The sequence below is a fragment of the Mesorhizobium qingshengii genome, assembly GCF_027563465.1.
Classification (GTDB): Bacteria; Pseudomonadota; Alphaproteobacteria; order Rhizobiales; family Rhizobiaceae; genus Mesorhizobium; species Mesorhizobium qingshengii_A.
This window is the reverse complement of record NZ_JAPFQA010000006.1, coordinates 316,265-328,561: the sequence shown is the minus strand read 5'-3', so window position 1 is coordinate 328,561 and position 12,297 is coordinate 316,265. Positions and strand designations below refer to the sequence as shown.

Annotated in this window: 9 protein-coding genes and 1 tRNA gene; 4 read left to right on the top strand and 6 right to left on the bottom strand. The window is 62.2% G+C overall.

Going from position 1 to position 12,297, the window contains the following annotated elements:
* Positions 1-24: 24 nt before the first annotated feature.
* The 3 genes from OOJ09_RS16760 to OOJ09_RS16750 all read right to left on the bottom strand — a co-directional run bounded on the left by OOJ09_RS16760 (position 25) and on the right by OOJ09_RS16750 (position 3,267).
* Positions 25-861, bottom strand: a complete 837-nt coding sequence (locus tag OOJ09_RS16760) for a carbohydrate ABC transporter permease (RefSeq protein ID WP_269906236.1) — start codon at positions 859-861, stop codon at positions 25-27.
* Entirely contained in the window at positions 858-1,718 is an 861-nt protein-coding gene (locus tag OOJ09_RS16755; protein ID WP_269906235.1) for a carbohydrate ABC transporter permease, read from the bottom strand. The genes OOJ09_RS16760 and OOJ09_RS16755 overlap by 4 nt, the downstream gene beginning before the upstream one ends.
* Positions 1,719-1,995: 277 nt before the next feature.
* Positions 1,996-3,267 (bottom strand): ABC transporter substrate-binding protein, encoded by a 1,272-nt coding sequence (locus OOJ09_RS16750; RefSeq protein WP_269906234.1) that lies wholly within the window; start codon positions 3,265-3,267, stop codon positions 1,996-1,998.
* Between the two features lie 85 nt (positions 3,268-3,352).
* Between OOJ09_RS16750 and OOJ09_RS16745 the strand changes: the two genes are divergently transcribed.
* From OOJ09_RS16745 to OOJ09_RS16730, 4 genes are all read left to right on the top strand, one after another.
* Entirely contained in the window at positions 3,353-4,246 is an 894-nt protein-coding gene (locus tag OOJ09_RS16745) for a helix-turn-helix domain-containing protein (protein ID WP_269906233.1), read from the top strand.
* Positions 4,247-4,563: 317 nt separating this feature from the next.
* Positions 4,564-4,639, top strand: a tRNA-Phe gene (locus tag OOJ09_RS16740).
* 163 nt (positions 4,640-4,802) lie between these two features.
* Positions 4,803-5,912 carry a DUF4432 family protein gene (locus OOJ09_RS16735; protein ID WP_269906232.1) on the top strand — a complete coding sequence of 370 codons (1,110 nt, stop codon included), beginning with the start codon at positions 4,803-4,805 and terminating at the stop codon, positions 5,910-5,912.
* A gap of 457 nt (positions 5,913-6,369) precedes the next feature.
* Positions 6,370-6,717 carry a hypothetical protein gene (locus OOJ09_RS16730; protein WP_333474471.1) on the top strand — a complete coding sequence of 116 codons (348 nt, stop codon included), beginning with the start codon at positions 6,370-6,372 and terminating at the stop codon, positions 6,715-6,717.
* A 58-nt stretch (positions 6,718-6,775) separates the two neighbouring features.
* On the opposite strand, the gene ggt is transcribed toward OOJ09_RS16730, so the two are convergent.
* From ggt to OOJ09_RS16715, 3 genes are all read right to left on the bottom strand, one after another.
* Positions 6,776-8,515, bottom strand: a complete 1,740-nt coding sequence (gene ggt / locus OOJ09_RS16725) for a gamma-glutamyltransferase (RefSeq protein WP_269906230.1) — start codon at positions 8,513-8,515, stop codon at positions 6,776-6,778.
* A 115-nt stretch (positions 8,516-8,630) separates the two neighbouring features.
* Positions 8,631-9,923: an L-rhamnose catabolism isomerase gene (gene rhaI / locus OOJ09_RS16720; protein WP_269906229.1), complete on the bottom strand. Its 1,293-nt coding sequence runs from the start codon at positions 9,921-9,923 to the stop codon at positions 8,631-8,633.
* A 149-nt stretch (positions 9,924-10,072) separates the two neighbouring features.
* Positions 10,073-12,175: a bifunctional rhamnulose-1-phosphate aldolase/short-chain dehydrogenase gene (locus OOJ09_RS16715; protein WP_269906228.1), complete on the bottom strand. Its 2,103-nt coding sequence runs from the start codon at positions 12,173-12,175 to the stop codon at positions 10,073-10,075.
* Positions 12,176-12,297: the final 122 nt, after the last annotated feature.

Sequence of the window (12,297 nt, the reverse complement as noted above, 5' to 3'; positions counted from 1 at the left end):
AATCTAACCTCATCTCGTTCTATCCTACTTGATGGCGCCGGCGGCGATGCCGGCGATGAAATGACGCTGCAAGAGCACGAAGACGATCAGCATCGGCACCGTCAGCATCACCGCGCCCGCCATGATGCCGCCCCACGACACCTTGGTGAGGCCGATCAGCGTGCCGAGCGCCACCGGCGCCGTCATCGAACCGGGCTGGCTGTTGATCAAAAGCGGCCACAGGTAATTGTTCCAGGAGGCGAGGAACAGGATGATGGCAAGCGCCGCCAGCATCGGCCGCGCCAGGGGCAGCGCGACGAACAGGAAGATGCGCCACTCCTTCACCCCCTCGACGCGCGCCGCGTCGAACAGATCGTCCGGCATCATCGAGAAGCTCTGCCGCATGAACAGCACGCCGAGCGAATTGAACAGCGGCGGCACGATCAGCGCCACCCAGGTGTTGGCGAGCTTGAAGTCGCGCGCCACCATGATGAATTGCGGGATCAGCACCACCGCGTAGGGAAGCGTGATGGTGCCGAGAATGATGGCGACAACCGCGCCCTTGCCGAAGAACTGGTAACGGGCCAGCGCCCACCCGGCCATCGACGTCAGCAGCACCGACAGGAAGGTATAGGTCACCGCCACCGAGACCGAAATGCCGATGGCGCCGACGAAGTCAGTGTCATGCTGCAGATTGTTGAAATTGTCGATGAAATTGCCATGCGGCAAAAGCTCGATGCCGGGGCTGAAGATGCCATTGTCCGGCATGGTGGAGAACACCACCATCATCCACAGCGGAAACAGCCAGATCAGCGCCAGCGGCGTGAGGAAGAGATGCAGCGCGATGCTGCGTCTTAGGCGGGCGGCGGACAGCGAACTCATTGCTTTTCCCTCGTCAGCCACAGTTGCACCAGCGTTATCGCGATCGCCAGCCCCGCCATGGTGTAGGCAACGGCCGAGGCGTAGCCGAAATTGAGCGACCGAAAACCCTGGCGGTAGAGCAGCAGGCCGAGCGTTTCGGTGCCGCCACCCGGTCCGCCGCGCTCGGTGATCAGGAACGGCTCGGTGAACAGCTGCATGGTGCCGATGATCGACAGCACGAGGCAGAACACGATGACCGGCTTCAAGAGCGGCAGGGTGATGAAGAAGAATTGCTTGAGCTTGGAGACACGGTCGAGTGTTGCCGCCTCGTAGACATCTTCGGGAATGGACTGCATGCCGGCGAGCAGGATGATGGCGTTGTAGCCGGCCCAGCGCCAGGTCACCGCGATCATGATCAATGCCATCGCCGGCGTGACGTTGGAGAACCAGTCGATGCTGGGCAGGCCGACGCTGTTCAGGAGCTTGTTGATGATGCCGAAATTGAGATTGAACATCAGCCGGAACACCGCCGAATAGGCAACCTCGCCGACCACGACCGGGGCGAAGAAGGCGAAGCGGTAGAGGCCCCTCGCCTTCAGCAGCGGCGAATTCAGAAGCACCGCCATCACCATGGCCAGCGCGATCATCACCGGAACCTGGATGACGAGGATGAGCAGCGTGTTCTTCAGCGCGTTGAAGAAGGCCGGATCGCCGATCAGCCGGCCCCAGTTGAAGGCGGGCGCGAACCGCCATGGCACGGTGCGCGTCGCCTGGAAGGAGATCAGGAACGAGCTGATGATCGGCCAGACCCAGAAAACGGCAAAGATCAGCAGATAGGGCGTGAGGAAGCGATAGGCCGTGGCGTTGCGGTTGCGCATCTTCCTCCTCCTTCTTCTCTGCTTGTTGTGCTTTCAGATTTGTGTCTGTTGAGAGTACCGTGTCGATGCCCCAGCCAATGCAGGGCTGCGGATTCTGCATCAACTGTTGATCTCGGCGCTGCCCCTCATCCGCCTGCCGGCACCTTCTCTCCGTATGGTGACGGGGAGAAGGGAGATGGCCGCAACGCCTGCGCCTTTCCTGCAACATTGGGATTGGCGAAGCCATTGATGAGAGCGCCCCTCTCCCCGTCCCGATCCGGGGAGAGGAACCTCCGGATCACGACTTGACCGGCAGTCCGGTCGCCGCGGCGATCTGGTTCGCGGCATCGTCGAGCGCTGCCTTGGCGTCGGCATAGCCACCAGCAAGATATTTGGTCTGCACCGCGCGAACGATGATCTCGGCATCGCTCTGGAACTGGGTGCCACGGCTGGGGACGACTTTGGGCAAGGTGCCGAGAATGTCCTTCCACACCGCCTGGCCACCCCAGTAGGGCAGACCTTGCGAGACGTAGGGGTCATTGAGCGCCGATACCAGCGAGGGCACGAGGCCGAATTCCTTCAGCATGGTGATCTGGCCTTCATTGGTTCCGAGCGTGTATTTCAAATAGGCGTAGGCGGCTTCCTTGTTCTTCGACGCCGACGTGATGGCCAGCGAGGATCCACCCAGATTGGCGGCGCGCGGCCCGTCGGCGGTGAGGCTCGGCATCAGATAGACGCCCCATTTGCCGCTCTCACCGGCCGATTCGGTGCGAATGGTGCCTTCATACCAGCCGCCATAGATCTGGGTGGCGACGGTGCCGGCCGTGTTGTTGGTGATCTTGGTGCCCCAGTCGGCGGAAGAAACGATGCCTGCATCCTTCATCTCCTTGACCTTGGTCATGGCATCGACGCATTTGGGCTGGTTGACCGTGATCGACTGTCCATCGGCGGCGAAATAGGCGCAGCCCTGTTCGTTGGAGATCATGCGGAAGAATTCCGAGTCGCCGTTGAAATCGGCGTTGGTCATCGAGACGCCCGGATTGGCGGCCTGGATCTTCTTGCCGGCAGCGATGAAATCATCCCAGGTCTTGATCGAGGCCGGGTCGACGCCGGCCTTTTCGTAGAAGTCGCGGCGATAGAACGCGGCAACCGGCCCCGAATCCCATGGCATCGCATAGGCCTTGTCGCCGACTTCGAGCTCGGTGCGCTTGAAATCGGGGAATTTCGCCTGATCCTGTGCGGTATAGCCCAGCGTATGCAGGTCGACGAAGCAGTCCGGGAACTGGCTCCAGTAGTTCTCGGCCTCACCGTTCTCGATGGAGACGATGTCAGGCAGGCCGACGCCGCCGGCGGCGCAGCCGGCGATCGACTTGTCATAGGTCGGCTGGTTGCCGAGGTCCTGGACCGTCACCTTGACGTCGGGGAATTGCTTGTTGAAGCCGGCAATGGTCGCCTTCAGCGATGAGGCGGCGATGTTCCAGCTCCAGATGGTGATTTCGCCGGATTGCGCAAAGGCCGGGGCTGAGCCCAGGGCAAGCGCGAGCGCGGCGCAGGTCATTGTGATGCGCATTGAAATCCTCCCATTTCATTTGCTCTCTCACTGTGAGCGTGGCTAGACTATGCAGTGGGCAGGGCCTGTCGCCGTCAAAGGGAATATGAAATTGGCGGAAAGTAAGATGCCGGAACGGCCGTTTTACCAGCCTGGCGCCAGCAGCGTGGAAGGCCTGCCGCTGCTGTTGCAGATGTTTCACACCGCTCCTCTGGTGATGCTCAAACCGCATTGGCACGCCCAGGTCGAGGTGAATTTCATTGTGCGCGGCAGCGTGCATTACCGCATGAACGACCACGAGATTTCGCTTTCAGCCGGCGAGATGTGCCTGTTCTGGGGCGGTCTGCCGCACCAGATGGACGATCTGTCCGACGACGCCATCTACGCTGGAGCGCATCTGCCGCTGGTGCATTTCTTCCGGCTGCACCTGCCCACGGATATAAGGCATCGGCTGATGACGGGCGCAACGCTGGTGAGCGGCGCCACCGACCAATCCGACCACAATAATTTCGAGCGCTGGAACCGCTACGCCCGGTCTGGTGACCAGGCCAAGGCAGAACACGCCGTCAACGAATTGCTGCTGCGGCTGGAGCGGGTGCGGTTCGAACCTTATCGGCTGGTACCGGAAACCGCGGCCGGGCAGGAAACGGGCAGTCCCTTCGATCAGCAGTCGTCGCGCAATGTCGGGCGCATGTGCGATTTCATCGCCGAGAACTTCCTCTACGACATCGATTGCATGAACATCGCGGCCGCCGCCGACATCCATCCCAAATACGCCATGAGCCTGTTCAAGAAATCGACCGGCATGACGCTGAACGAATATGTCAACCTGTTGCGGCTGAGCTACGCGCAGGCGATGCTGATGCATCAGGACGCCAATGTGCTGCGCGTCGCCATGGACTCAGGCTTCGGCTCGCTCAGCGCCTTCAACAAATCGTTCCGCAAGCTGGCCGGCATGTCGCCGTCCGATTTTCGCAGAGGCGTGTCCGGCGCCAGATAGCTCGATGACCATGCGCTTGCCCGGCAGCGCGAACGGGACGCCTCAATCGTCGGCCAAGAGACCGGCCACGTCATTGCGGGCCGCGATGGCGGCACCGGAAAAGGACGCCAATGGCCGAAATACCACCATGCCGCGCGCCTTTCCGACTGGAGAAGCAGCATGGAACCGGCCCGCTGCACCGCATCTCTTTTCCTGTCTGAAATCGCCACCTAAGCGCTGGACAGGCCGAATTCCCGTGCTATAACCCACGCGCTTTCAAGGGGCGCCGACGGCGATCCCATGAAATCCGGTGCACGAAATTTCGTTTGCCGGAACAGGCCCAGATAGCTCAGTTGGTAGAGCAGCGGATTGAAAATCCGCGTGTCGGTGGTTCGAATCCGCCTCTGGGCACCATCACCCTCCGGGTCCATTCTGGACACATGGGTTACGGTTCATACCGGAGACAGGGGTCACAGTCATGCAGCGGCATGTCTGGCGCGTTGCCGTTGATTTCCGGGCGTTTCCTGCGACTATCGGCGAGTCCACGTAACCCGGACGCAGCGGGGAGATCGAAACAATGTCCCCCGAGCATTCAGATCACGTTCTCATCGACCTCGTGCCGGAGCAGTTTGGCCCGTCGGAAACGGTCGTCGCGCGATATGCCGGCCTCGTCGCCAGGGCCTTTCGCTTCCGGTCTGGCGTCGCCGGTCTTCGGATCAGCAGCGAAAAGGGCGAAATCGTCATGCTGCCGTTCCAGGGGCAGCAAATCTGGGACGCGACGTTCCTCGGCCGCTCCTTGACCATGCGCTCGATGTTCGACGAGCCGGTCGCCACCCGCGACTATCTCTCCAACTACGGCGCGTTCTTCCTTCACTGCGGTGCGACAGCGATGGGAAACCCGGGGCCGAACGACAGCCACCCGCTTCACGGCGACCTGCCCAATGCGCCCTACACAGATGTGCAACTCATAGTCGGGGACAATTCCGAAGGGCCGTTCATGGCCCTGACCGGGCGCTGCCGCCAGACCGTCGCCTTCAGCCACGATTATGTGATGAAGCCGACCGTGCTGCTGCAGCGCGATGCCACCAGCGTGGCTGTCGACATCGTCATCGAGAACCGGAAGCGCTCGCCCATGGAACTGATGTACCTAGCGCACATCAATTTCAGGCCGGCGGATGGCGGACTTCTGGTGGACAGCGTGGCCGACGATCGCGCCGACATCGTCGTGCGCCAGGTGCTTCCAGCCTTTTTCAAACCGAGCGAAAGCTACCTTGCCTACCGCGACGCCATTGTCGCCGACCCGTCGCGGCATCGCATGCTGACCAAAGGCGAGCCCATAGACCCCGAACTCGTGCTGACGATGAAAGCGGGGGCGGACGCCGAGGGTTGGGCGCACGCCTTGCAGGTCCATCCGGACCAGACCGCGGATTTCGTCAGCTTTCGCCCGGCGGAACTCAACTATGCCGTTCGCTGGATCACGCGCGGCGCCGACCAGGACGCACTCGGCCTCGTGCTGCCGGCGACCGCCGAACCCGACGGCTATCTCGCGGCGAAGCAAAGAGGCCGCCTGGTTCACGTCGCGCCGGGGGGAATATTTCGCTGCGCCCTGCGCTTTGGCGCAATGACCGCGGATAGGGCCGCGAGGCAGGAACGGGTGATTTCAGAGCTTCGGGCCGGAGGCGCCTAGCCCGAGCCATGTACCGCAATCGCTGCCCTGGACCGCGTGGTTGTCACCGGCAGGATCGACATATGGTTTTCGCCGGCATGCCACGACGACGCTATGCGTCCTGGGCAGCGATCAGGCGCGGCCCGGTACGCTATCGACGCTTGTCGCAAGGGCGATTCGGCCCGTCACGGCCCCTGTGCGACGTCACGCCTCACCGAAAATCTCCATCGGGGCAGCCGAACCCACCCGGCATCATCTTTCTTCCACGAACAGGCGCCATGATAGTGGTGTACGGTCGCCTTCAGGCAGGCGCGCCCTGGCGTTGCCTGAGTCTAAAAGACGATCGGGCACGGATCAAAAAGCAGGCGGCAGGCTTCCGTCGGAAGATGTTGAAGACCGCGCCGAACGCATCGCGGGCAGCGCGATCGGGTTGCGCTCGGCAAGGCTTGATGATTTGTTGCCGCTATACGGAGAACGAATGATGCGAGAGCCTGTCGGTCAAGACGAATATGGGTCGACCAGCCCCTTCGACCCGGACGACCTTTCGACGTTGAACGCGATCGGTCCAAGCATGGGAAGCGGCAACGATTTCGAGAAGTACGCCGTCGCGGTGATCATCGTGTTCGGCGCGCTCATCATTGGCGGGCTGATGGCGGCATCGATGAGCTTCGGGCACCGTAACGGCTTCCTCTATGCACTTGGCGGCGCCACATCAGCCTGGATATCCGGAAACGCGCTGCTGCTCGACCGGCCACGCATCTATGCGCTGTTCGTCGGCATCGCGGCCCTGATGCTGGTTGCGTCGACCATCACGCTGGTCTTGTGACGATCCGCTGGAGCAGCGGGCGATCAACCCGAATCGCCGCGCTCCAGCTTTTCCGATCCTAATATCCCAGCGCCTCGCCGGATGCGGCGCGGCTGTCGATGGCGCCGTTGTAACGGGCGCCGCCACCCTTCTCGATTTCAGCCAGGCTCTTGCCGCCGACCAAAATGCCGGCCGCCTGGCCCCAGGTCGTGCTGCTTGGATCGAGGTGGTAGCCCATGCCGGCGAGCAGCTTTTCGGTGTCGGGCGAAAGTCCAAACGGCTCGATGTAAACCGTGTCAGGCAACCACTGGTGGTGGATGCGCGGCGCGTCGATCGCCTCCTGGATGTTCATGCCGTGGTCGATGACGTTGACGATGGCTTCCAGCGTGATGGTGATGATGCGCGAGCCCCCCGGGCTGCCTATGACCATGAACGGCTTGCCATCCTTTGCCACGACTGTCGGGCTCATCGATGACAGGGGCGTCTTTTTCGGCTGGATGGCGTTGGCCTCGCCCTGAACCAGACCATAGAGGTTGGGCACGCCGGGCTTCTGGGTGAAGTCGTCCATCTCGTTGTTGAGCAGGATGCCGGTGCCATCGGCAACGACGCCGGCGCCGAAGGAACCATTCAGCGTATAGGTGACGGCGACCGCGTTGCCGTCATTGTCGATGATCGAATAATGCGTGGTCTCCTTCGACTCGCCAAAACCCTTCGGCATCAGATCCTGCGACACGCCAGCCCGGAACGGGTCGATCCTGTCGCGAATGTCCTTGGCATAGGTCTTGTCCAGAAGTTTCGAGACCGGATTGTCGACGAAATCGGGATCGCCGAGCGCCGAATTGCGGTCGACATAGGCATGGCGCATCGCCTCGACCATGACATGGACGGTCTCGGCCGAACCGGCGCCGAGATAGGACAACGGATAGCCCTCCAGCACGTTGAGGATTTCGCAGATGATGACGCCACCGGAGCTCGGCGGCGGCGAGGATGTGACCTCGTAGCCGCGATAGAAGCAGGTCACGGGTTTCAGTTCGCGCACCGCGTATTGCTCGAAATCCTGCCTGGCCAGGATGCCGCCCTTGGCGCCGCTCGCCTTGACGATGGCGTCCGCAATGGCGCCTTTGTAGAACGCATCAGGGCCTTTTTCTGAAATGGCGGCGAGCGAGGCGGCAAGGTCGGGCTGGATGAGGCGATCGCCAATGGCGTAGCTCTTCCCGTCCGGCTTCAGGAAGATAGCGGCTGCGGCGGGATCCTTGGCCAGCCGAGCGGCGCTGCCAGAAAAGGAGGCTGTGTCACCCTGATCGAGGATGAACCCGTCCTTGGCATAGTTGATCGCCGGCGCCATCAGGTCTTGTCTGGACAAGGTGCCATATTTTTCGCGCGCCGTCTCGAAACCAGCCACCGAACCAGGCACGCCGACGGCGAGATAGCCATCCAGGCTGGCGCCCTTCACCGGGTTGCCGTCCTTGTCGAGATACATGGTTTTGGTCGCCGCCAGTGGCGCGCGCTCGCGAAAATCGAGGAAGGTCGATTTGCCATCCTTGAAACGGATGGTCATGAAGCCGCCGCCGCCGATATTGCCTGCGTTGGGGTAAACGACGGCCAGTGCATAGCCGACGGCGACCGCCGCATCGACGGCATTGCCGCCCTTCTTCAGGACCTCGACGCCGACTTCCGACGCCAGATGCTGGGCCGTCACCACCATGCCATGCTCGCCCTTCACCGGCGCGGGTGAAGCCGCGAAGATGCTCGTCAATGGCGCGAGGGCAAAGGCGATGGAAAGACTGGCGGCGATCAATGTCCGACGGGTGGGATGCATGGCGGGTTCTCCGGGCGGGGGACGCCTAGAAGACCCTCTCGGTCCAATCGAGTCCATTCACAAAATGGCCACCTCACGAAGCAGACCGGTGAGGCAATATCGGATCAGAGTTTGCCTACACAATGCCGCCGGAGCCGCCGGCGACCGCCGGGCGTTCCGCCGCGACCTTGGCGCGGTAGCCCGCCGCGCGGTAAGCGGCGATCGGATCGATGGCGGCACCACGCTTCAGCCGCGCCATGGCCAGGATCGGCTCCACATCGGTGCGGTAGGCGGCTTTCAGCGTCTGCGTCGCCATCAACGCGTCATTGCCGTCCTGGAAGCCTTCCAGCGCCTTGCGGTCGACCAGCAGCGCCTGTGCATAGGCGCGCTGCACCTCGACCGCCGACAGCATCAGGCTTTCGATCGGATCGGTGACGTTGTGGCTCTGGTCGAGCATGTGCGCCGGATCAAAACCCTCGGCGTCCGACAGTTCGGCATCGACCAGTTCGTTGAAGACGAGGAACAGCCGGTAAGGATCGATCGAACCGGCGTCGAGATCGTCGTCGCCATATTTCGAATCGTTGAAATGGAAGCCGCCGAGTTTTTTGAACTGGATCAGCCGCGACACGATCATCTCGATGTTGACGTTGGGCGCATGGTGGCCAAGGTCGACCAGGCAGAATGCCTTGTCGCCCAGTTCCTTCGCAATCAGGTAATTGGTGCCCCAGTCCTGCACGACGGTGGAATAGAAGGCCGGCTCGTACATCTTGTGCTCGGTGAACAGCTTCCAGTCGGCGGGCAGTCCGGCATAGATCTCCTTCATGGCGTCGAGATAGCGCTCGAAAGCCCTGGCGAAATTGACCTGGCCGGGGAAGTTCGAGCCGTCGCCGATCCATACCGTCAGCGCCTTGGAGCCCAGGGTCCTGCCGATCTCGATGCATTCGAGATTGTGCTCGACCGCTTGCCGGCGCGTGCCGGCGTCGGCATGCGACAGCGAGCCGAATTTGTAGGAGAGTTTCTGGTCCCTGGCATCCGAGAAAGTGTTGGAGTTCATGGCGTCGAAGCCGAGGCCGAAACGCGAGGCGGCCTGCTTCAGCCGGTTCGGATCGGCCTTGTCCCACGGAATGTGCAGCGAGACGGTCGGCGTCGCCTGGGTCAATTGCTGGATGACGGCGCAGTCCTCGATCTTGTCGAAGATGTCGCGCGGCTCGCCGGCGCCGGGAAAGCGGGCAAAGCGGGTGCCGCCGGTACCGACGCCCCAGGACGGGATGGCAACCGCGAATTTTTCGACCTTGTCGCGGATGGCATCGATGGCGATGCCGCGACGGTCGAGCCGTTCGCCAAGGGAGGCGTAGTCGCGCTCGAGGTTGGCCTTGCGCGCGGCATTGTTCTTATCCACGACGTCGGCGGAGATAATGGCTTCGGACACTCAGGTTTCCTCCCAAAATGCAGCTTTACCCTCCCCCTTGTGGGGAGGGTGGCCCGCAGGGCCGGGTGGGGGGACCCCCGCCCCGGCAAGCAATCACCGCTTCGCGGCGACTGCCTGCCGACCCTCCCCAAAAGGGGGAGGGTAAGATACTACCGCGTAAAGCTCTGCGCGTTGCCGGCGTCGACATTGATGATGTTGCCGGTGGACTTGGCCGACATGTCGGAAGCGAAGAAATAGATCGCTTCGGCGATGTCTTCGGGAAACACCGAACGCTTCAGCATCGAGCGTGAGCGGTAGTGCTCCTCCAGATCGTCGGTCGACATCTTGTAGGCGGCGGCGCGCTGTTCCTTCCATTCGCCGGTCCAGATCTTCGAGCCGCGCAGGACGGCGTCCGGATTGACGACATTGACCCTGATCTGCGCTTCCGCCCCTTCCAGTGCCAGGCAGCGCGCCAGATGGATCTCGGCGGCCTTGGCCGTGCAATAGGCGGCGGCGTTGGGCGATGCGGCGAGGCCGTTCTTGGAGGCGACGAAGACGACGTTGCCGCCGATCTTCTGCACCCGGAACAGCCGGAACGCTTCCCGCGAGACCAGGAAATAGCCGGTCGACAGGATGTCCATGTTCTTGTTCCACAGCGCCAGCGTCGTCTCCTCGATCGGCGCCGAGGAGGCGAGACCCGCATTCGACACCAGAATGTCGATGCCGCCGAACTCGACCGCCGTGTCGGCGAAGCCGGAGATGACCTGGTCCTCCGATGTGACGTTGATCACCACCGGCCGCACGAAATCCTTGCCGTAGGCCTTGGCCAGTTCGTCATTTGCGCTGGCGAGCGCTGCCTCGTCGATATCGGCCAGCACGACGCAGGCGCCCTCGCGCAGCAGCCGGTTGGCCGTCGCGCGGCCGATGCCGCCGGCGCCGCCGGTGACCAGCGCGATCTGGCCGGCGAGCGTCTTCGGCTTCGGCATGCGCTGCAGCTTCAAATCCTCGAGCAGCCAGTATTCGATGTCGAAGGCTTCCTGCGCGGGCAGGCCGACATAGGACGAGACGGTGGAAGCGCCGCGCATGACGTTGATGGCGTTGACGTAGAATTCGCCCGAGATGCGCGCCGTCGCCTTGTCGCCGGCGAAGGTGAACATGCCGACGCCGGGCATCAGATAGACCACGGCATTGGGATCGCGGATGGCGGGCGAGTCCGCATGCCTGCAGCTGTCGTAGTAGGCCTGATAGCCAACACGATAGGCGGCAATGTCGTCGGCGAGCCGGGCAATGACCGCATCGACATCAGGCTTTGCCGGATCGAACTCGATGACCAGCGGCCGGATCTTGGTGCGCAGGAAATGGTCCGGGCACGACGTGCCGAGTGCCGCCAACGGGCGTAAATCCTTGGAGTTGACGAATTCGAGCACGGCGGGCTGGTCGTCGAAATGACCAAGCTTGTGGCTCTTTTCCGAGATCAGGCCGCGAATCCTGGGCATCAGCTTGGCGGCGATGGCCCGGCGTGCCGCGACATCGAGCGACTTGACCACCTCGCCACCAAAAATGGGGAGGCCCTCTGACCGGCGCTCGAACCATTCGATCGCCTGATTGATCACCGAGATCGTCGTCTCGTAGCATTCCCGAGGGGTGTCGCCCCAGGTGAACAAGCCGTGGCTTTCGAGAATGACACCCTTGGCGGCGGGATGTTCGAGACAGAATTTCTCCAGCCACAGGCCGAGTTCGAAGCCCGGACGCTTCCATGGCAGCCAGCCGATGGCGTCGCCGAAGATCTCCCTGGTCAGCGCCTTGGAATCCTTGGCGGCTGCAATGGCGATGATGGCGTCGGGATGCATGTGATCGACAAAAGGCTTCGGCACGAAGGCATGCAGCGGGGTGTCGATCGAGGCCGCGCGCGGATTGAGGTTGAAGGTGCAGTGCGGCAGGAAGCCGACCATCTCGTCTTCATGCGCCAGGCCGCGATAAAGCTTCTTCAGCGCGCGCAATTTGTCCATGTACAGCGTGGCAAAGCCGTCGAGCTTGATCGAGGCGCTGTCGCCGCCCGAGCCCTTGACCCAAAGCACTTCGACGTTGTCGCCGGTGAGCGGGTCTTTTTGCCATATCTTCGAGGACGTGTTGCCGCCGCCATAGTTGGTGACGCGCTTGTCGGAGCCAAGCACATTCGAGCGGTAGACGAGCCGTTCCGGCTCGTTCATCGCTTGAGCCTTGGCCTCGTCCCACAGATTGGCGAGGCGCGCGCCGGTGCGCTTGTCGAGCATAGGTAATCCTCCCGAAGGCACGCAAACGGTGCGGCCCATTTGGCCTCGAATTTCCACGGAAGCGCCCAGCTTGTCAATCACAAACGATCAATATCGATCATATTGCACTGCACAATGAAATT

Coding starts and splice junctions, on each gene's coding strand:
- OOJ09_RS16760 (WP_269906236.1), bottom strand. CDS start 861: ATGAGTTCGCTGTCCGCCGCCCGCCTAAGACGCAGCATCGCGCTGCAT.
- OOJ09_RS16755 (WP_269906235.1), bottom strand. CDS start 1,718: ATGCGCAACCGCAACGCCACGGCCTATCGCTTCCTCACGCCCTATCTG.
- OOJ09_RS16750 (WP_269906234.1), bottom strand. CDS start 3,267: ATGCGCATCACAATGACCTGCGCCGCGCTCGCGCTTGCCCTGGGCTCA.
- OOJ09_RS16745 (WP_269906233.1), top strand. CDS start 3,353: ATGAAATTGGCGGAAAGTAAGATGCCGGAACGGCCGTTTTACCAGCCT.
- OOJ09_RS16735 (WP_269906232.1), top strand. CDS start 4,803: ATGTCCCCCGAGCATTCAGATCACGTTCTCATCGACCTCGTGCCGGAG.
- OOJ09_RS16730 (WP_333474471.1), top strand. CDS start 6,370: ATGATGCGAGAGCCTGTCGGTCAAGACGAATATGGGTCGACCAGCCCC.
- ggt (WP_269906230.1), bottom strand. CDS start 8,515: ATGCATCCCACCCGTCGGACATTGATCGCCGCCAGTCTTTCCATCGCC.
- OOJ09_RS16715 (WP_269906228.1), bottom strand. CDS start 12,175: ATGCTCGACAAGCGCACCGGCGCGCGCCTCGCCAATCTGTGGGACGAG.